This window comes from Duganella lactea, from assembly GCF_009857505.1.
Classification (GTDB): Bacteria; Pseudomonadota; Gammaproteobacteria; order Burkholderiales; family Burkholderiaceae_D; genus Rugamonas; species Rugamonas lactea.
The window spans coordinates 13,570-33,359 of record NZ_WWCP01000016.1 but is presented as its reverse complement, the minus strand read 5'-3'; the positions used below and the strand labels follow the sequence as shown (position 1 = coordinate 33,359).

The following is a 19,790-nucleotide window of genomic DNA, read 5'->3' as shown; positions in this document are numbered from 1 at the left end:
TTAGGCCGCCGCCGGCGGTTCGGTGGTGGCTTCCGCCGCCACTTCGACCGCCACTTCCGGCGCATCGACCGACTCTTCCGGCGCGTCTTCCACGTCGTCCTCGAAGTCGACGTCGGCTGGCGCCGCGTCGGTCGGGATTTCCAGGAGGCGCGCCTCGATGGTCAGATCCACCTCGTCCCAGCGCAGGATGTCCAGCTTGACCTGCGCGCCACGCGCCACCGACGGCATGCCCGGCAGACGGATGATCAGCGGAATGTCGGTCAAGCGCAGCACCTCGTCCTTCAGCACCACCGCCTCCACCTGACGCGCATTCTCCTGCCCCAGCCAGCGCAGGCACCAGTAGCGTTCCATGTTCGCCTGGTGATCCGCGTAAGCGCCATAGGCGGCGTCAAACTGCGACACAATCGCGAACAGGCCGGCATCCTTGTGCTTGAAGTGCGCGACCAGCGGCGCCATCACGCCCTTCTCGGCGCAGGCCAGAATCTGCCATTGGTTGACCAGATCGGTGTAACGGCGCAGCGGCGACGTGCTCCACGCGTACTGATCCACACCCAGGCCCTCGTGCGGCGCCGCGTGCGTCAGCATGCGCACCTGCATCTTGGCGTTCCAGCCGCCGACGCCACGGCCCTGGCTGCGATAAATGCCCGGCACGCCGTTGTCATGCATCAGCTTGCCCCAGGTGCTGTTGGCGAAGATCATCAGCTCGGCGACGATCTTGTCCAGCGGCGCGCCGCGCTTGCGGCGGCTGACGGTGACCACATCGTCTTCCACGTAGAAGTTGAAATCGACGCGGTTGTTCTGCTCCGGCTTCAGGCCGAACCCCTCGCGCTTGACCATGCGCGCCGCCTCCAGCACCTGCGCCCATTGCCAGATCAGGCCCAGCTCTTCCTTGCGTGGATAGTCGCCCGCGCCGCTGGCCAGCGTCTCTTCGTTGACCAGATCGTCCAGATCGTTGTGACGCAGGTTGTTGGCGATCGGCACCATCTCGGCGCGAGTTTCGGTGGCCAGCACCGACCAGTCGGCCGGGTTCAGCGTGGCGTACAGCGACAGCGCCGGGCAAGTCTTGCCCTCGGCCAGCGTGAACGCCTCGACGATGTTATCCGGCAGCATGGTGATTTTGTCGCCCGGCATGTAGACGGTGGACATGCGGGCGCGCGCCAGCTTGTCGACCGCGTCGTCCGGCTTGATGCCCAGGCCCGGCGCGGCGATGTGGATGCCGATCTTGACGTTGCCGTCGTCCAGCCTGGTGACCGAGAACGCGTCGTCGATCTCGGTGGTGGTCACGTCGTCGATCGAGAACGCTGCCACCTGGGCCACCGGCAGGTTGGCCGGCGCCGACGGCACCGGCACGTCCGGGAAGCCGGCGCCTTTCGGGAAATTCTCAAACAGGAACTTGGCCATGTGCAGCGCCTTGGGCGACTGCACGCCGCCGACCGCCAGCATCAGGCGCTGCGGATTGGTGTGCAGTTCGGTGCAGGCGGCGTCCAGCGCCTTGTATTCGATCGAATTCTTGTCCGGCTTGAACAACAGTTGCAGCACGATGTTCTGCATCGATTCCGGCAACTGCTTGGCTTTCAGCTGTTCGACATAGCCGGCCTGCACCAGCGCCTGCTGTTTCTTCTTCTCGATGCCGGCCAGCGCGGCGCGCAGCGCTGGCTCGGGCGCGGCCTTGTAGCGGCCACGGCCCTTTTTATAGAAATACACCGGCGACGAATGCAGGCTCAGAATCAGGCCGGCCGCTTCGGCCGGCTGCGGCGCGTGGCCGAAGTATTCCGCGCCGAGCTCGGCAAAGCCGAACTCTTCCTCGCCGGCGACTTCCCACAGGAATTCCAGGTCGATCTCGGCGGAGATGGCCTTGGCCTGCTCCATCAGCTCGCCCGGCGCCGGCTTCTCGAACTGCAGCAGCACGTCCTTGGTCTTGACCTTGGTGCGCTTGCCGCTGGCCATCTCCACCTGATAGGCCTCGCCGGCTTGGGTCATTACGCTGCCGACTTTGAAATCGCCGGATTCTTCAAAAAATACATTCATCGTTTATTGTCATTCGTTTTAATCAGTTCCAGCACCGAGGGCAGGAAAACTTCCGTCACCAGCAGCGTACCTTGCCGGCGCTGATATAGACAGCGCCGGGCATACAATATTTGATCCCGCGGCGCGTTCGCCCCGAGGGCGGCGCGCGCGCGTTGCGCCAAAGGATGCCCTTCGCGCAATCTTGCAAATTCCAACACACCGCGCCGGACCAGCGGATCGCCAAACAGCGTGCTGCCCAGCGAGCGCTCGCCCAGCGTGCTGAACAGCGGCCAATCGGCGGCGTTGGCCGACATCGGCACCACCGTGTGGCCGAACACCGCAGGCGTATTATCACATCTCAGCAGCACTTCCCTTTCCCACACCCGGCCGGGACGATGCATACCGATCGCCACCGCCTCGTCGCCGAGGCAGCGCTCAATGCGCTGATGCAGACATTGGATGCGGAAACTGTCGCTGTGCGCTTTCAGCCGCGCAGTCAGCGAACCGCCGGCCGTCAGCCACGGCACGTAGGCGGCCGGCGCGTTCAACGCCAGCACATGCGGCTGCCACTGCGCCTGCCGCAGCGAGGCGCCGCGCGGCCGCGCGCTCAAGAGCGTGCCTCGATGCCGCAGAAGGCCAGTACTTCGTCCACATAGTCGGGGAACGCGGAAATCGCATGGTCGCCGCCCTGGATCACATGCTGGCGCGCGCCCTGGTAGTGGGCCACCATGTCGCGGTAATCCAGCACCTCGTCGCCGGTGGCGGCCAGCAGGAAATAGCGCTCCGGCCGGCTGATCTTCGGCACTTCCAGCACGTGCAGCTCGTCGATATATTCGGGCTTGAATTCGAACGGCTCGTCCGAGTGGTATTGCGTGGTCACGCCGACATGCTGGTCCAGATTCACGCGCGGCACGATGGCCGGATTGACCAGCACCGCCTTGCAGCCGATGCGCTCGGCCAGCCAGGTCGCATAGTAACCGCCCAGCGACGAGCCGATGATGCTCAGCTCGCCTGCCGGCACGTCCTTCACCAGCGCCAGCGCCAGTTCGATCGCCAGCTTGGGCGAGGCCGGCAGCTGCGGCGATAATAATTGATCGGACAATCCCAGCGCCGCCATGCGCGCGCCGACCACGCGCGCCTTCATCGATTGCGGCGAGGAGCGGAAGCCGTGCAGATACAGAATCATTACGCCAGCGCTTTCAGGATTTTGTCGTGCACGCCGCCGAAGCCGCCGTTGCTCATCACAATAATATGGTCGCCGGGCCGCGCGGCCTTGGCCACGGCGGCCACCAGCGCGTCGATGTCGTCATAGGCGCTGGCGGTTGCGCCGAGTGGCGACAGCGCCTGGCCCAGGTGCCAGCCCAAGGCTTGCTCGCTGCCGAAGCCGAATACCAGGTCGGCGTCGCTCAGGCTGCCCGGCAGCGCGTCTTTCATCGTGCCCAGCTTCATGGTGTTGGAGCGCGGTTCCAGCACGGCGAGGATGCGGCGGTCCTTGCCCAGCTTCTGGCGCAGGCCGCCGACGGTGGTGGCGATAGCGGTCGGGTGGTGGGCGAAGTCGTCGTAGACGGTGATGTGGTTGACCACGCCACGCACTTCCATGCGGCGCTTGACGTTCTCGAAGCTGGCCAGCGATTTGGCGGCCTGCGCGATCGGCACGCCGACATGGCGGGCGGCGGCAATCGCGGCCAGCGCGTTGGCGCGGTTATGCTTGCCGGTCAGCGACCAGGTGACGCGGCCCTGTACTTCGCCCTGGAAAATCACATCGAACGTGCCGTCATCGTATTCGTTCAGCGCCCAATCCGTGCCTTCGCCGCGGCCGAAGCCTTCCTTCTCGCTCCAGCAGCCACGCTTGAGCACGCGTTGCAGCGGTTCCTCGTCGCCGTTGTAAATGACCCGGCCGATACCCGGCACGGTGCGCACCAGATGATGGAATTGGGTTTCGATCGCGTGCAGATCGGGGAAAATGTCGGCGTGATCGTATTCCAGGTTGTTCAGGATGGCGGTCTTGGCGTGGTAGTGCACGAACTTGCTGCGCTTGTCGAAGAAGGCGGTGTCGTACTCGTCCGCTTCGATGACAAAGAAGATCGAATCCTTGTCACCCTGCATGCGGGCCGAGACGCCGAAGTTCTTCGGCACGCCGCCGATCAGGAAGCCGGGCGCGTAGCCGGCGTCTTCCAGTATCCAGGTCAGCATGGCGGTGGTGGTGGTCTTGCCGTGCGTGCCGGCCACGGCCAACACCCATTTGTCTCTTAATATATGGTCGCCGATCCACTGCGGGCCGGAAACGAACGGCAGGCCGCGGTTCATGATTTCCTCGATCAGCGGGTTGCCGCGCGTGACCACGTTGCCGATGACGTACAGGTCAGGCTTGAGGTCGATCTGTTCCGGGTCGTAGCCGGTGATCAGTTCGATGCCCTGCGCTTCCAGCTGGGTGCTCATCGGCGGATAAACATTGGCGTCGCAACCGGTGACGCGGTGGCCCGCTTCTTTCGCCAGAACGGCCAGGCCGCCCATGAAGGTGCCGCAAATACCGAGGATGTGAATGTGCATAATATTAAGACAAAGTGTGAACGCCATCGCCACCGGCACGGACGCGGGAGGCGGCGCGGGCGAAACCGAATACGCGATTTTACCCGAGCTGACGCTGTTTTCCCGGTTCAGAGTATTATCTCGTCCATGACTGCCAATGTGAACGACGAACTCCAGCTTCTGCGTGCCGAAATCGCGGCCGCCGCCGCGCGCCTGATCGCCGAGGACGGAGCCGACTACAACACGGCCAAGCGCAAGGCCGCGCGGCAGATCCTGGGCGACACGCAGCCGCCGCTGAACCTGCTGCCGGACCATGCGCAGATCGAGGCCGAAGTCCGCATCTACCAGCAACTGTTCCACGCCAACACCCAGCCGGCCCGCTTGTTCCGCCTGCGCACGCTGGCGGTCGACATCATGGAAGGCCTGGAGAAATTCCAGCCCTACCTGACCGGCGCTGTCTTGCATGGCACGGCCGGCCCGCACGACGACATCCACCTGCAATTGTTCGCCGACAGCGCCAAGGAAGTGGAAATCTTCCTGCTTAACAGAAATATACAAATCGACATCTCGGAAACGCCGCACTTCAAAGGCCCGCGCTACGGCATGGTCGAAACCGTCAGCTTCCTGTGGCACAAGGAAGGCGTGCACGCCGCGCTGTATGAACTGGACGATTTGCGCGGCGCGGTCAAGAACAAGGACGGCAAGCAGGCCCGCGCCGACATCGCCGCCGTGCGCGCACTCTTAGTTAACAGTACTCATCCAACGACACCATGAATCCAAAACACCTCAAAGCCTATGTTGTGGTCGGCCTGATCTTTGCCGCTTCCGGCGCCTACGTCGGTTATCAAAAGCAGAACGCGCCACAGCCGGCCCCGGTCACCGCCGCCCAGCCGGCCGGCGTGACCGGTCCGGTCGCCGCCCTCTATAAAGAAACGCTGCCGGACGCCAAGGGCGTCAGCACGCCGCTGGCCCAATATCAAGGCAAGCCCATGCTGGTTAATTTCTGGGCAACCTGGTGCGGCCCGTGCGTGCAGGAAATGCCGGAGCTGTCCGCGCTGGCTGCCGGAGAAGAAGGCAAGAAGCTGCAAGTTATCGGCATCGGGATTGATTCGCCGTCAAATATCGCGGAATTTAGTACCAAATACAAGATTACCTACCCGGTCTTCGTATCCGGCATGAACGGCACCGAGCTGTCGCGCCAGTTCGGCAACAGCCAGGGCGGCCTGCCGTTCACGGTGCTGATCGGCGCCGACGGTCAGGTCAAGAAGACCTACCTCGGCAAGCTCAAATTCGATGAGCTGCGCAAAGATTTGGCAACTCTGTAAGCGCTTCCCACAGTTTTTTTCTCTTGCCAAATGTCAGCAGTTGGCGTCAAAATGCGACTCTTTCGCGGAGAAGGCTCAGGAATCATGGCAAAAAACCTCCTACTGCTCAACGGCCCCAACCTGAATTTGCTGGGGACGCGCGAGCCCGAGGTCTACGGCGCAAGCACTTTGGCCGACATCGAACACGCTGCCCAGGCACAGGCCACGGCGGCGGGTGCGAGCTTGTCCTGCTTTCAGAGCAACCATGAAGGTGCACTGATCGACCGCATCCACGCCGCCAAAGCGCAAGGCGTGGACGCCATCGTCATCAATCCGGGCGGACTGACCCATACCAGCGTTGCCTTGCGCGACGCCCTGGCAGGGGTGGCCATCCCGTTTGTGGAAGTGCATATTTCGAATATTTACCAGCGCGAAGCGTTTCGCCATCACTCATTTCTGAGCGCGATCGCGATCGGGACAATCTGCGGACTGGGCGTCGATGGATATCGGTTTGCCATCGACTTTGTCCTTAAAAAGCGATAACCTACGCGATCCGCGCTTATTTCAGACCGGTTCCGCCCACAAGGCGCCACCGCAATATCACACAAACAAGACATTCCTGGGGGTTACATGGATCTACGCAAGCTGAAGACCTTGATTGATTTGGTCGCAGAATCGGACATCGCCGAACTCGAAGTGACCGAGGGCGAGAGCAAAGTTCGCATCGTCAAATCGTCGGCCCTGCCGCAAAATCAGATGGTCATGATGCAGCCGCAAGCCATCCCACAATACACCACGGCCGCACCGGCCGCCGCCGCGCCAGTGGCCGCCGCCGCGCCAGCCGCCGCCGCCGAGCCAACCGGCCACATCGTCAAATCGCCAATGGTCGGCACCTTCTACCGCTCGTCCGCGCCAGGCGCCGCCGCGTTTGTCGAAGTTGGCGCGACCGTCAAGGAAGGCGATACCCTGTGCATCATCGAAGCGATGAAGCTGCTGAACGAAATCGATGCCGACAAGTCCGGCACCATCACCCAGATCCTGGTCGAAAACGGCCAACCGGTCGAGTACGGACAACCGCTGTTTGTGATCGGCTAAGAACGGCCAGCGCCCTGCCCCGGCGGCACGGGCGCGCCGTTCTGGTCCGCAATCCCTCCTCACCTGACGCAGCCAATCGGCGCTCACAGACCTAGCGAACCTATCATGTTTGAAAAAATCCTCATTGCCAACCGCGGCGAGATCGCCCTCCGTATCCAGCGCGCCTGCCGCGAACTGGGCATCAAGACGGTTGTAGTCCACTCGGAAGCAGACAAAGACGCCAAATACGTGAAGTTGGCCGATGAGTCGGTATGTATCGGTCCGGCGCCGTCGTCGCTGAGCTATCTGAACATGCCGGCCATCATCAGCGCCGCCGAAGTGACCGACGCCGAAGCGATCCACCCCGGCTACGGCTTCCTGTCGGAAAACGCCGACTTCGCCGAACGTGTGGAAAAATCCGGCTTCGTCTTCATCGGCCCGCGTTCCGATTCGATCCGCCTGATGGGTGACAAGGTCACCGCCAAGCAGGCCATGATCAAGGCCGGCGTGCCATGCGTGCCGGGCTCGGAAGGCGCGCTGCCGGACGATCCGAAAGTGATCGTGCAGACCGCGCGCCGTGTCGGCTACCCGGTCATCATCAAGGCCGCCGGTGGCGGTGGCGGACGCGGCATGCGCGTGGTGCACACCGAGGCGGCGCTGATCAACGCGGTGCAGATGACCAAATCGGAAGCCGGCGCCGCCTTCGGCAATCCGGAAGTCTACATGGAGAAGTTCCTGGAAAACCCACGCCACGTGGAAATCCAGATCCTCGCCGACGAACACAAGAACGCCGTCTGGCTGGGCGAACGCGACTGCTCGATGCAGCGCCGCCACCAGAAGGTGATCGAGGAAGCGCCGGCGCCCGGCATTCCACGCAAGCTGATCGAAAAAGTCGGCGAGCGCTGCGCCGAGGCCTGCCGCAAGATCGGCTACCGTGGCGCCGGCACCTTCGAGTTCCTGTATGAAAACGGCGAGTTCTACTTCATCGAAATGAACACCCGCGTGCAGGTCGAACACCCGGTCACCGAAATGATCACCGGCATCGACATCGTGCAGGAGCAGATCCGCATCGCCGCCGGCGAAAAGCTGCGTTTCCGCCAGCGCGACGTCATGCTGTCGGGCCACGCCATCGAGTGCCGCATCAACGCCGAAGACGCGTTCAAGTTCACGCCGTCGCCGGGCCGCATCACGTCGTGGCACGTGCCCGGCGGTCCGGGCGTGCGCGTCGACTCGCACGCGTATGCGGGTTATTATGTGCCACCGCACTACGATTCGATGATCGGCAAGGTCATTTCCTACGGCGCCACCCGCGAGCAGGCGATTCGCCGCATGCAGATCGCGCTGTCGGAAATGGTGGTCGAAGGCATTTCGACCAACATCCCGCTGCACCGCGAGCTGATGGTCGACGCCCGCTTCATCGAAGGCGGCACCAATATTCACTACCTGGAACACAAGCTGGCCGACATGCCGGACTTGAACAAACTGAGTCTGGGCAACAAAGCGTAATTCAAAGGTTGAAATAATGAGCTGGACTGAAATCGTCATCGAAATCGCCCGCGACCACGCGGAAGCACTGTCGGAAGCCCTGATGGACGTGGGCGCGCTGTCGGTGTCCGTGGAAGACGCGGACGAAGGCACGGACGCGGAAAAACCGCTGTTCGGCGAGCCGGGCATGGAGCCCACCGAAGCGGCCTGGGACCACAGCCGCGTGGTGGCCCTGACCGACGAGGATGACGATCAAGCCGTCATCGTCGCCGCCGCCGCCGGCCAGATCGGCCTGACCACGCTGCCGAAGTTCACCACCCGCAAGGTGGAGGAGCAGGACTGGGTGCGTCTGACCCAGTCGCAATTCACGCCGATTCACATCGGCAAGAACATCTGGGTCGTGCCGTCGTGGCACGAGGCGCCGAATCCGGACGCGCTGATCCTGGAGCTGGACCCGGGTCTGGCCTTCGGCACCGGCAGCCATCCGACCACCCGCCTGTGCATGGAGTGGCTGGAAGCCCATCCGGCGCCGGGCAAGACCGTGCTCGACTACGGCTGCGGTTCCGGCATCCTGGCCATGGTGGCCAAGAAAACCGGCGCCGGTGAAGTGGTCGGCGTGGACATCGACCCGCAGGCGATCGAATCGGCGGCCGACAACGCAGCCCGCAACAAGTGCGACATCGAATACTTCCTGCCGGACAGCTTCGCCGAGTCGAAGCATGCGACGCAGCGCTTCGATACCGTCGTCGCCAACATCCTGTCCAGCCCGCTGAAGCTGATGGCGCCGATGCTGTCCGGCCGCGTGGCCGATGGCGGTTCGCTGATCCTGTCGGGCGTGCTGGCGCGCCAGGCCGAGGAAGTGGCGGCGGCGTATGCGCCGTTCATCAAGCTGGGCGTGTGGGCCGAGCAAGACGGCTGGGTGGCGCTGCATGGCCGCCTGGGTAGCGATACCGTTCCGCCAGCGCGTTAATCCGCATCAATGGCGCTCGCCACCAAATGCCCCCACTGCAACACGGTATTTCGGGTCGCCCATGACCAGCTGAAATTACGTGGGGGCATAGTCCGCTGTGGCTCCTGCAATGAAGTCTTTGATGGCAACGCGGCCCTGCTGGAGCCGCCGACGCCGCTCCCTGTTCCGTCGCTCGCCGCCGCAGCGCTGACACCCGAAGAAGCCGAGCCGACGTTCGCACCGGATGCGCTGGAAGACGACGCCGTGGAGACGACCGACACGCCGCAACCCGCGCCGGAGCCTGAACCCGAGCCAGAGCCTGAACCCGAGCCAGAGCCAGAAATTGAGCCTGAGCCGCAGCCAGAACCGGATGAGCCGGAGCCCGTCACGCGGCCGGCCGGCGACGAAGCGCCGCTGGCCGACGAGTCTCTGCTCCCGGACGACAACCTCAGCGACGACGAACTGCAAGCCGCTCTGGAAGCCGAGCTCGCCGTCATGGACCAATCGCTGGCCGACGACACGACGCCGGTCAACGACAGCGGCCGCCGCGAACCCACCTGGGACGACGTCCAGGCGGACGCCTCCACACCACCGGAACCGGCCGCCCGCCCACCGCGCGACGACGAACTCGACGAAGTGGACGAAGCAGCGCTGCTCCACCTGTCGAGCGCCGCCATGTCGCACGCCGAAGTGGCCAGCGCCCACACCTACCTGCTCGGCCCCAGCGCCGAAGAAGCGCCGGCGCACGAAGCGCACGCCGAGCCGCAGGAACCCGGCTTCGTCAAACGCGACCGTCTGCGCCGCAAATACGGCAAGGCCGCCACCATCGCCATGAGCCTCGGCTCGCTGCTGCTGGTGCTGGCCCTGTTCGGCCAGGCCATCACCACCTTCCGCAACACGCTGGCGGCCACTGTGCCGGCGCTGAAACCGGCGCTGAGCGCCGCCTGCAACGTGCTCGGCTGCAAAATCGAACTGCCGGCGCAGATCGACTATCTGCTGATCGAACAAGGCGAGCTGCAAACGCTGAGCGAGAACACCTTCTCCTTCACCACGCTGCTGCGCAACCAGAGCCGCACCGCGCAAGCCTGGCCGTCGATCGAGCTGTCGCTGGACGACGCCAACGACCAGCGCATCCTGCGCCGGGTGTTCACGCCACGCGACTATCTGGGCGCCGGTGCCGCGCTCGAACAAGGATTTGCCCCGCGCTCGGAACAAGCCGTTAAACTCTACTTTGAAATACGCGAGCTGAAAGCATCCGGCTATCACATCGCAGTCTTCTACCCATAAAGACCTATCATGACCCAGACTTCCCTGATTTGCGGTTCGATCGCCATCGACACCATCCTGCAATTCCCCAACCGCTTCGACAGCATCCTGCTGCCGGACCAGCTGCACAAGGTGAACGTGTCGTTCCTGGCGCCGACCATGCGCACGGAATTCGGCGGCTGCGCGCCCAACATCGCCTACAACCTGAAAATGCTGGGTGGCGAGCCGCGCATCGTCGGCGTCATGGGGCAGGACAACGCCGCCTACATGGAGCGCTTCCGCAAACTGGGTCTGGCCACCGACAACATCCTGATCAAGCAGGAGGCCTACAACGCCCAGTGCTTCGTCACCGCCGACCAGGACAACAACCAGATCAACGCCTTCCATCCGGGCGCCATGTCCTACGCCCATGAGAATGAAGTGGCCAAGGCCGGCCCTGCGCGTCTGGCCATCATCTCGCCGGACGGTCACCTGGGCATGAAGAAGCATGCCGACGACCTGTCCAAGCTGAACATCCCGTTCATCTTCGATCCGGGCCAGCAGTTGCCGATGTTCGATGGCGCGGAGCTGACCAACTTCATCGACCAGGCCACCTACGTCACCACCAACGATTATGAAATCGAACTGCTGGTCGAGCGCACCGGCCTGACGCTGGAAGACATCGCCGGCCGCGTCGAAGCGCTGATCATCACCCGTGGCGAGCAGGGTTCGGAGATCCACACCAAAGGCCAGCGCATCGACATCCCGGCCGTGCCGGTGGCGGCCGCGCTGGACCCGACCGGCTGCGGTGACGCTTACCGCGCCGGTCTGCTGTTCGGCATCACCAATGGCTGGAGCTGGGAAACCACCGGCCGCCTGGCCAGCCTGCTGGGCGCGATCAAGATCGCCCACAAAGGCGCGCAGAACCACCACTTCACGGCGGCCACGATCGCCGACCAGTTCGAAGCAGCCTTCGGCTACCGCTTCTGAACGCAGCGCCCTTCCCGCGCACGCGGGAAGGGCGCTGACAAAATTATCTGCCGCTGAAGGCCACGCCCAACAGCAGCTGCGCGATCTGCAGCAGGATCAGCGCCACCAGCAGCGACAGATCCAGACTCCCCACCAATGGCACCACACGGCGGATAGGCCGCAGCAGCGGCTCGTTGAGCGCGCGCACGAACGGCGCCAGTGGCGCATGCGGATTGACCCAGCTGAAGATCGCCTCGACCACCAGCAAGGCCATGAAGCCGTACAGTATCCACTCCAGGAAGCGCTGGAACGCCGCCAGCAGCACCGCCGGCGCCGGCCAGCCAATCAGGAACATCACCGAGGTTGCCGCCAGCACGATCAGGAAGGCGCCGATCAGGCTCGCCCAGTCATAACCGCCGACGCCCGGCACGATGCGGCGCAGCGGGCGCACCAGCCAGTCCGACAATTGAAAAGTGAATTGCGCCACCGACGACGGCGGCCGCACGCGGATCGCCTGCATCCAGAAACGCAGCAGCAAGGCTCCGCCCAGCAGGACGGCGATGGCGTCGACAATCAACTTGAGAATACTAATCAGCACGGAACCTCCAATAAAAAAGCCGCTGTGTGATTGTCTCACACAGCGGCCATTGCCTCAGCAGGCTTCTAAGCGATTACGGCTCAGGAAGGACGGGTGCTGGTTGGGAACGGCCATGCTGCGGCCGGCGCCAGGACGGTTTTAGCTGCTGGCGCGGTGGCCGAAGCGGCTGGTGCGGCTGGCGCTGGTGCGGCTGCCGGTTTAGCGGCTTCCTTTTTCGGCGCAGCTTTTTTCACTGCTGGCTTGGCGGCCGGCGCAGCGGCGGCTGGTGCGGCTGCCGGCTTGGCGGCTGGTTTAGCGGCTGGTTTAGCAGCTGGTTTAGCAGCGACTTTCTTCGCCACCGGTTTTTTTGCGGCGGCTGCTGGCTTGGCGGCTGGCTTGGCAGCTGCAGGCTTCGCAGCTGCTTTAACCGGCTTTTTTGCTGCTGGCTTAGCCGCTACCTTTGCAGCTGGCTTGGCTGCTGCTTTTACTACTGGTTTTTTGGCGACAGCTTTTTTGGCTGCTGGCTTGGCGGCGACTTTCGCTGCTGGTTTAGCGGCGACTTTTTTCGCTGCTGGCTTGGCGGCGGTTTTGGCGGCCACTTTTTTCGCTGCTGGTTTAGCGGCTACTTTGGCGACGGCTTTCTTCGCTGCTGGTTTAGCGGCGACTTTTTTCGCTGCTGGTTTGGCGGCGACCTTGGCGGCGACTTTCTTCGCTGCTGGTTTGGCGGCGGCTTTTTTCACTGCTGGTTTAGCGGCGACTTTAGCGACGGCTTTTTTCGCTGCTGGTTTAGCGGCGACTTTAGCGACGGTTTTCTTCGCGGCTGGTTTGGCGGCGGCTTTTTTCACCGCTGGTTTGGCGGCCGGTTTAGCGGCGGCTTTCTTCACTGCTGGTTTAGCGGCGGCTTTTTTCACTGCCGGTTTAGCGGCGGCTTTGGCGGCTGGCTTGGCGGCGGCTTTAGCGGCCACTGGTTTTTTTGCTGGTGCGGCTGCTTTAGCGGCGGTGGTTTTCTTTGCTGGTGCGGCAGCTTTCTTAGCTGCTGGTTTCTTAGCGGCGGTAGCCATGTTTAGTTCTCCTTCATCGGGGATGGGAAAAATTCGTTTACAAGATTTAAACCCGTCCAACCCGGAATTGGGCCAGGCGAATTATTCATCGGCGCAAACCAAATGCGGTTTGCGCTAATGAATTCGGCACTAGCTGAACTGCTGCATCTCCTCACAAGTGCAGCGCTTCAGCCATCGATCCACCCGCTCTCCGAAGCCGGAGCGGCGCGCGGATACAAATCTTGTCGCGACGCTTTGCGGAGGTCCGGGCGTGTACTCAGCTCCTGGAACCTGCGTCGCAGCCACGTCGCGATTTTCGTTTTCAAACAAAAAACCGCCCGACCTGAACTCAATCAGGCAAGACGGTTGAACAAAAACGACGTGGGCTTGTGCATATCGGTGTGAATCAGTATCCCGTGTTCGGTCTTCACTGCTCGTTCATCACTACGTGGTGCGCACTTCAAAAATTTCAACGTACTTTTTAAAACACGCATTTTCAAGTTCGTAAAGTACACGAAAACCTTATTGATGCGCAACCGGCACGTTAAGTATTCGCGCGCTTTTTTTCCGCCTTGCGCTCGCCAACTCACATACACATGGCGATTCGGCGTACTCGTTTGCTTCATCGCGCCGGCTTCGCGCGCGCTCAATCGGGTTCGGGAAGTGCCGCGCGCATCGCGCCGGAAAAATAGCACTTCAAAGTAAGCCTTATGCTGCCTGGGTTTCTTCGATGCCGTCGTCGTCGGCTTGAAATTCGCGTCACCCGCTTCCGAATCCGAGAGCGCTCGCGCTTCGTCCGCGCGCCGCCACTGCTCAGTGTTTTTAATTCGTCGCGATTATGAGACAGAGTAAGGCGAATAGCAAGCGGAATACAGCGGTGCACCGCATCGCGTCCGCGTTTTAGCATGCGTGATCGAACGCGATGACGGTGCGGATCATCGCCGGCGCAGCGACGTAAATCGGCGTTAAGGCATGCCGCTACAGGCGGCGTTTGAAATCGCCCGCGGCGTTGGATGTGCGGATGGTCGCACGAAGATCGCGTCGCTCGATGATCAAATCGCTGACCGGTTCTTCGCGCACGCGCGTCATACAAATCGCGGATATGTTTATTCGCGCTGCCAGCGCGGACGACGCATGCTCGGGTAGCAGGCCACTATCGAGTGATCGTCGTCGTTTGTTCTCGCTATGGCTGCGGGCGAATTACGCACCATGGCGCTATGAGATGCGCCGACGTTGCAGTCGCTCGCGCGCCTCGGCCAGCGCGACGCGCAGCTGGCGTTCCAGCTCGGCTTTTGGTGGGAGCTCGGTCCAATACTCGGCGACGGTGATGCCGTCCTTGTGCATCTGCAGCAGCTCGACTTGCTCGTGGCTGGACTCCGCGCACAGGATCAAACCGATGGGAGACTCCTCGCCAGATTGGCGCTCAAACTTGTCCAGCCATCGAAGGTACAGCTCCATCTGCCCCTTGTGCGCCGCCTTGAAGCGGCCGAGCTTCAACTCAATCGCCACCAGCCGGCGCAGACGGCGCTGGAAGAACTCCAGGTCCGCTTCGTCATCACCGTCTCGCAGACCGAGGAAGTCCAGAAAGTACGGATCTTTGAAAATCCCGGCGGATGAGGACTCCTGAACTCGCGGCACTTCCGCACCGGCGATCAAACGACGCTCATAGGCCTTCCGCTCGATCTGTCTGCGCAATTCCCTGACGCTCCAGCATTCCGCAGCGCCCTGCTATGCGTAGTACATGCGTGCCATCTCTGACTTTATAGGGATGAGGAGCAAAAAGTGTGTCCAACTCAATTGTCGCATCAGTGATGCGACAATTTCCACGTCGGAAAACGCTTAAACAAATTGCACCATCCGACGCAGATTCTTCGCCTCAAACCCTCTGCCAAACTCACACTCCAGCCGTGCGCCGAGGCGCTTCATAAGTTATGTCCCGCGCCAAACGCTGGCGGCTGGAAGCAATCAGTGCGCGTAATTCCGCATGCAGCGACTCCCGCTCATTCGTCTTGACGACCTCTGTTTTGTCCATGATTGTTCCCTCCAGTGATTAAACGAGAGTTCACTTTCGGCCTATCTCAACAGGGAAAATTGATCTTGAACAGGCGAGCGCTGGTCGCTCACATCCTTTGTGCAGGTGGTGGCACGCCCGATCTGGTCGGGGACCTGGGCCCAGGCTGAAATCGGGATAGGGGCTGTCACCCTCCCGCGGTTGCGCTTCACTTCGCTCACTGTGGTCAGCTCGCGACGGGACTTGCACCCGCAAGAATGCGCCCATGCTGGGCGCACATGAAAAAAGCCTCGCATATAGCGAGGCTTTTACTCGGGCGAAGGGGGGATTAATCCCAGTTCAGCGCGCCGCCGGTCTGGTATTCGATGACGCGGGTCTCGAAGAAGTTACGCTCTTTCTTCAGGTCGATCATCTCGCTCATCCATGGGAAGGGGTTCTCTTCCTGGTCGAACAGGGTTTCCAGGCCGATCTGGGTGGCGCGGCGGTTGGCGATGAAGCGCAGATAGCCTTTGAACATGGTGGCGTTCAGGCCCAGCACGCCGCGTGGCATGGTGTCTTCGGCGTAGGCGTACTCCAGATCCACCGCTTCCAGGAACAGCTGCTTGATCTCTTCCTTGAAGGCCGGAGTCCACAGCAGCGGGTTTTCCATCTTGATGGTGTTGATCAGATCGATGCCGAAGTTGCAATGCATCGATTCGTCGCGCAGGATGTACTGGTACTGCTCGGCGGCGCCCATCATCTTGTTCTGGCGGCCCAGCGCCAGGATCTGGGTGAAGCCGACGTAGAAGAACAGGCCTTCCATCAGGCAGGCGAACACGATCAGCGATTTCAGCAGTTTCTGGTCGTTTTCGACGGTGCCAGTGGTAAAGGCCGGGTCGGTCAGCGTGTTGATGAACGGAATCAGGAACTCGTCCTTGTCACGGATCGATTTGATCTCGTTGTAGGCGTTGAAGATTTCCTGCTCGTCCAGGCCCAGCGACTCGACGATGTACTGGTAGGCGTGGGTGTGGATCGCCTCCTCGAACGCCTGGCGCAGCAGGTACTGGCGGCACTCCGGGGCGGTGATGTGGCGGTAGGTGCCCAGCACGATATTGTTGGCGGCCAGCGAGTCGGCGGTGACGAAGAAGCCGAGGTTGCGCTTGACCAGGCGACGCTCGTCGTCGGTCAGGCCGTTCGGGTTCTTCCACAGCTCGATGTCGCGCTGCATATTCACTTCCTGCGGCATCCAGTGGTTGGCGCAGCCGGCCAGGTATTTGTCCCAGGCCCATTTGTACTTGAACGGCACCAGCTGGTTGACGTCGGTTTTGCCGTTGATGATGCGCTTGTCGTCGGCGTTGACGCGCAGCGCGACTTGTTCAGCAGTGCCTTCGCTTTCGATGGCAGCGTGGTTGACAGCTTGTTTGGCCGGTGCGGCCTCTTCGTCCCAGGACAGCGACATAATCAATTCCTCTGTGTTCTATATTAGTACCGGTGTCGTCCCGGCGAACGCCGGGACCCATACCTGCTCAGCATGGATTCCGGCTTGCGCCGGAATGACGGTTGTTATTGGCAGGCTTCGCATTCCTCGAAACCGTCATCGCCAGGACGCAGGTAGCAGGCCGCGCCATCGGCGTCCGCCGCGGCCGACACGGCCGCCACCGGCGCCGGGGCGGCGGCTTTGGCGCTGGCCGACATGCCGCCGTCGACCGCCACCGCGTTCAGGGCGCCAGTCTTGGAGGTCGATTTCTCCATGTGGGTGGCGGCGATGGTGCGCAGGTAGTAGGTGGTCTTCAGGCCGCGCAGCCAGGCCAGCTTGTAGGTCTCGTCCAGTTTCTTGCCCGAGGCGCCGGCCATGTAGATGTTCAGCGACTGCGCCTGGTCAATCCACTTCTGGCGACGCGAAGCCGCTTCCACCAGCCAGCTCGGCGGCACTTCAAACGCGGTGGCGTAGATCTCGCGCAGGTCGTTCGGGATGCGGTCGATCTTGGCCAGCGAGCCGTCGAAGTATTTCAGGTCGGCGATCATCACCTCGTCCCACAGGTCGCGCGCCTTCAGGTCACGCACCAGGTAGGCGTTGATCTCGGTGAACTCGCCCGACAGGTTGGACTTGACGTACAGGTTCTGGAAGGTCGGTTCGATGCACGCCGACACGCCGATGATGTTCGAAATGGTCGCGGTCGGGGCGATCGCCACGCAGTTCGAGTTACGCATGCCGAACTTGGCGATGCGCTCGCGCACCGGGGTCCAGTCCATGGCCGCCGACAGGTCCTGCTCCAGGTAGCCGCCGCGCTCTTCGGCCAGCAGCTTGATCGAGTCCTGCGGCAGGATGCCGCGATCCCACAGCGACCCTTTATACGAGGCGTAGTGGCCGCGTTCCTCGGCCAGCTCGGTCGAGGCCAGATAGGCGTAGTAGCAGACCGCTTCCATCGAGGTGTCGGCGAACTGCACCGATTCCATCGACGCGAACGGCACGCGCATCATGTGCAGGCAGTCCTGGAAGCCCATCACGCCCAGGCCGACCGGACGGTGGCGCATATTGGCGTTGCGGGCCTTGTCGACCGCGTAGTAGTTGATGTCGATCACGTTGTCGAGCATGCGCATCGCGGTGCGGATGGTTTTCTGCAGCTTGACGTGGTCCAGCTTGCCCTCTTTCATGTGGGCCGGCAGGTTGACCGAGCCCAGGTTGCAGACGGCGATCTCGTCCGGGCCGGTGTTCAGCGTGATCTCGGTGCACAGGTTGGAGCTGTGGACCATGCCGACGTGCTGCTGCGGCGAACGGATGTTGCAAGGATCTTTGAAGGTGATCCATGGGTGGCCGGTTTCAAACAGCATCGACAGCATCTTGCGCCACAGGTCCAGCGCCTGGATTTTCTTGAACACGCGGATTTCGCCGGCGGCGGCCTTGGCTTCGTAGCCCAGGTAGGCTTTTTCGAAGGCCTTGCCGACCAGGTCGTGCAGGTCCGGCGTGTCCGATGGCGAGAACAGCGTCCACTCGCCTTTTTCCATCACGCGCTTCATGAACAGGTCCGGAATCCAGTTGGCGGTGTTCATGTCGTGGGTGCGGCGGCGGTCATCGCCGGTGTTCTTGCGCAGGTCCAGGAACTCTTCGATGTCCATGTGCCAGGTTTCCAGGTAGGCGCACACCGCGCCCTTGCGCTTGCCGCCCTGGTTGACCGCCACGGCGGTGTCGTTGACCACTTTCAGGAACGGCACCACGCCCTGCGATTTGCCGTTGGTGCCTTTGATATGGGCGCCGAGCGCGCGCACCGGGGTCCAGTCGTTGCCCAGGCCGCCGGCGAACTTGGCCAGCAGCGCGTTTTCCTTGATGGCGTCGTAAATGCCTTCGAGGTCGTCGGACACGGTGGTCAGGTAGCACGACGACAGCTGCGAACGCAGCGTGCCCGAGTTGAACAGCGTCGGCGTCGACGACATGAAGTCAAAGCTCGACAGCAGGTTGTAGAACTCGATGGCGCGCGCTTCGCGGTCGCTTTCGTTCAGCGCCAGGCCCATGGCGACGCGCATGTAGAACGCCTGCGGCATTTCGATGCGGACGTCGCGGATGTGCAGGAAGTAGCGGTCGTACAGGGTCTGCAGGCCGATGTAGCCGAATTGCAGGTCGCGGTCGGCGACGATGGCCTTGGCCAGGCGCGCCAGGTCGAACTCGCCCAGTTTGGTGTCCAGCAGCTCGGCGGCGATGCCTTTGGCGATGTATTGCGGGAAGTAGGTCACGTACTCGGCGGCGGCGTTGGCTTGCGCCACTTCCTTGCCGAACACTTCCTTACGGATGGTGTGCAGCAGGATGCGGGCGGTCACCTGCGAGTAGGCCGGGTCCTTTTCCATCAGCGCGCGGGCGGCCAGGATGGCGGACTTGTGCAGTTCTTCGACCGGCACGCCGTCGTACAGGTTTTTCAGGGTTTCAGCGACGATGGCGTCGGCGTCGACGTGTTTTTCCAGGCCGATGCAGGCGGCGCCGATCAGGTTGGTCACGCGCGACAGTTCCAGCGGCTTGCGCTCGCCGTTTTCCAGCACATTGATTTGCGGGGCGGCGATGGCGCCGGCGCCGGACGCTTCCTTGGCCAGGCGGCGCTCTTCCATCTGCTTGGCGCGGTACAGCACGTAGGCGCGGGCGACGTCGTGTTCACCCGAGCGCATCAGCGCCAGTTCGACCTGGTCCTGCACGTCTTCGATGTGGAAGGTGCCGCCCGATGGCTGACGGCGCACCAGCGCGGTCACCACGTTGTTGGTCAGCTCTTCCACCAGCTCGCGGATGCGGGCCGAGGCGGCGCCCTGACCGCCGTTGACCGCCAGGAAGGCCTTGGTCATGGCGACTGCAATTTTCGACGGTTCAAACGCGACGACCGCGCCGTTACGGCGGATGATGCGGTAGTCACCGAGTGCGCTGGCGGCCACGGCTGGGCTGCTGGCGGTGCTCGCAGCGGCCGCTGGTACCAGCGCTGGATTGATGGTGATGTCTTGAGTAGATTGCATTGAAGCTCCCCGGTTACAACGTGCAGTCATCGCTGCGCCGCGTGTATGTTTAATAAGAATTAGTGTCACACTGAAAACCACTATATCTAGTGTCGAGCCTAACCCGATCCACTGATTGTAGTAGCCGCACTGT

General features: G+C 62.3%; 17 protein-coding genes. 9 read left to right on the top strand and 8 right to left on the bottom strand.

Going from position 1 to position 19,790, the window contains the following annotated elements; all coding sequences use genetic code 11:
- The 4 genes from GTP44_RS14420 to mpl are packed head-to-tail and all read right to left on the bottom strand — an operon-like array spanning position 1 to position 4,557.
- Positions 1-2,028 (bottom strand): RNB domain-containing ribonuclease, encoded by a 2,028-nt coding sequence (locus tag GTP44_RS14420; RefSeq protein ID WP_161019972.1) that lies wholly within the window; start codon positions 2,026-2,028, stop codon positions 1-3.
- Positions 2,025-2,618 (bottom strand): chorismate--pyruvate lyase family protein, encoded by a 594-nt coding sequence (locus GTP44_RS14415; protein WP_161019971.1) that lies wholly within the window; start codon positions 2,616-2,618, stop codon positions 2,025-2,027. The genes GTP44_RS14420 and GTP44_RS14415 overlap by 4 nt, the downstream gene beginning before the upstream one ends.
- Positions 2,615-3,193: a YqiA/YcfP family alpha/beta fold hydrolase gene (locus tag GTP44_RS14410; protein ID WP_161019970.1), complete on the bottom strand. Its 579-nt coding sequence runs from the start codon at positions 3,191-3,193 to the stop codon at positions 2,615-2,617. Before GTP44_RS14410 ends, GTP44_RS14415 begins: the two co-directional genes overlap by 4 nt.
- Positions 3,193-4,557: a UDP-N-acetylmuramate:L-alanyl-gamma-D-glutamyl-meso-diaminopimelate ligase gene (gene mpl, locus GTP44_RS14405; protein ID WP_161019969.1), complete on the bottom strand. Its 1,365-nt coding sequence runs from the start codon at positions 4,555-4,557 to the stop codon at positions 3,193-3,195. Before mpl ends, GTP44_RS14410 begins: the two co-directional genes overlap by 1 nt.
- A gap of 126 nt (positions 4,558-4,683) precedes the next feature.
- Between mpl and GTP44_RS14400 the strand changes: the two genes are divergently transcribed.
- From GTP44_RS14400 to GTP44_RS14365, 8 genes are all read left to right on the top strand, one after another.
- Positions 4,684-5,310, top strand: a complete 627-nt coding sequence (locus GTP44_RS14400; protein WP_160992107.1) for a hypothetical protein — start codon at positions 4,684-4,686, stop codon at positions 5,308-5,310.
- Positions 5,307-5,861: a TlpA family protein disulfide reductase gene (locus GTP44_RS14395; protein WP_161019968.1), complete on the top strand. Its 555-nt coding sequence runs from the start codon at positions 5,307-5,309 to the stop codon at positions 5,859-5,861. The genes GTP44_RS14400 and GTP44_RS14395 overlap by 4 nt, the downstream gene beginning before the upstream one ends.
- An 84-nt stretch (positions 5,862-5,945) precedes the next feature.
- On the top strand, positions 5,946-6,383 hold the full coding sequence (aroQ, locus tag GTP44_RS14390; protein WP_160992105.1) for a type II 3-dehydroquinate dehydratase: 438 nt from the start codon (positions 5,946-5,948) through the stop codon (positions 6,381-6,383).
- Between the two features lie 87 nt (positions 6,384-6,470).
- Positions 6,471-6,935, top strand: a complete 465-nt coding sequence (gene accB / locus GTP44_RS14385) for an acetyl-CoA carboxylase biotin carboxyl carrier protein (RefSeq protein ID WP_161019967.1) — start codon at positions 6,471-6,473, stop codon at positions 6,933-6,935.
- A 105-nt stretch (positions 6,936-7,040) separates the two neighbouring features.
- Positions 7,041-8,420 (top strand): acetyl-CoA carboxylase biotin carboxylase subunit, encoded by a 1,380-nt coding sequence (accC, locus tag GTP44_RS14380; protein WP_160992103.1) that lies wholly within the window; start codon positions 7,041-7,043, stop codon positions 8,418-8,420.
- A 16-nt stretch (positions 8,421-8,436) separates the two neighbouring features.
- Entirely contained in the window at positions 8,437-9,369 is a 933-nt protein-coding gene (prmA, locus tag GTP44_RS14375) for a 50S ribosomal protein L11 methyltransferase (protein ID WP_161019966.1), read from the top strand.
- Positions 9,370-9,378: 9 nt separating this feature from the next.
- Complete coding sequence (locus GTP44_RS14370; protein ID WP_161019965.1) at positions 9,379-10,635, top strand: DUF3426 domain-containing protein; 1,257 nt, start codon at positions 9,379-9,381, stop codon at positions 10,633-10,635.
- Between the two features lie 9 nt (positions 10,636-10,644).
- Positions 10,645-11,583: a carbohydrate kinase family protein gene (locus GTP44_RS14365; protein WP_161019964.1), complete on the top strand. Its 939-nt coding sequence runs from the start codon at positions 10,645-10,647 to the stop codon at positions 11,581-11,583.
- Between the two features lie 43 nt (positions 11,584-11,626).
- On the opposite strand, the gene GTP44_RS14360 is transcribed toward GTP44_RS14365, so the two are convergent.
- A complete protein-coding gene (locus GTP44_RS14360; protein ID WP_371867222.1) occupies positions 11,627-12,160 on the bottom strand; it encodes a YggT family protein in 534 nt (177 codons plus the stop codon).
- 279 nt (positions 12,161-12,439) lie between these two features.
- On the opposite strand from GTP44_RS14360, the gene GTP44_RS14355 reads away from it, so the two are divergent.
- Complete coding sequence (locus tag GTP44_RS14355; RefSeq protein ID WP_161019963.1) at positions 12,440-13,318, top strand: hypothetical protein; 879 nt, start codon at positions 12,440-12,442, stop codon at positions 13,316-13,318.
- Positions 13,319-14,394: 1,076 nt separating this feature from the next.
- On the opposite strand, the gene GTP44_RS27525 is transcribed toward GTP44_RS14355, so the two are convergent.
- The 3 genes from GTP44_RS27525 to GTP44_RS14340 form a co-directional block, all read right to left on the bottom strand.
- Positions 14,395-14,874: a PDDEXK nuclease domain-containing protein gene (locus GTP44_RS27525; protein WP_229256915.1), complete on the bottom strand. Its 480-nt coding sequence runs from the start codon at positions 14,872-14,874 to the stop codon at positions 14,395-14,397.
- A gap of 644 nt (positions 14,875-15,518) precedes the next feature.
- Positions 15,519-16,628, bottom strand: coding sequence for a ribonucleotide-diphosphate reductase subunit beta (locus tag GTP44_RS14345; RefSeq protein WP_160992874.1), 1,110 nt, complete (start codon positions 16,626-16,628; stop codon positions 15,519-15,521).
- Positions 16,629-16,732: 104 nt separating this feature from the next.
- Complete coding sequence (locus GTP44_RS14340; protein ID WP_161019962.1) at positions 16,733-19,657, bottom strand: ribonucleoside-diphosphate reductase subunit alpha; 2,925 nt, start codon at positions 19,655-19,657, stop codon at positions 16,733-16,735.
- Positions 19,658-19,790 lie beyond the last annotated feature (133 nt).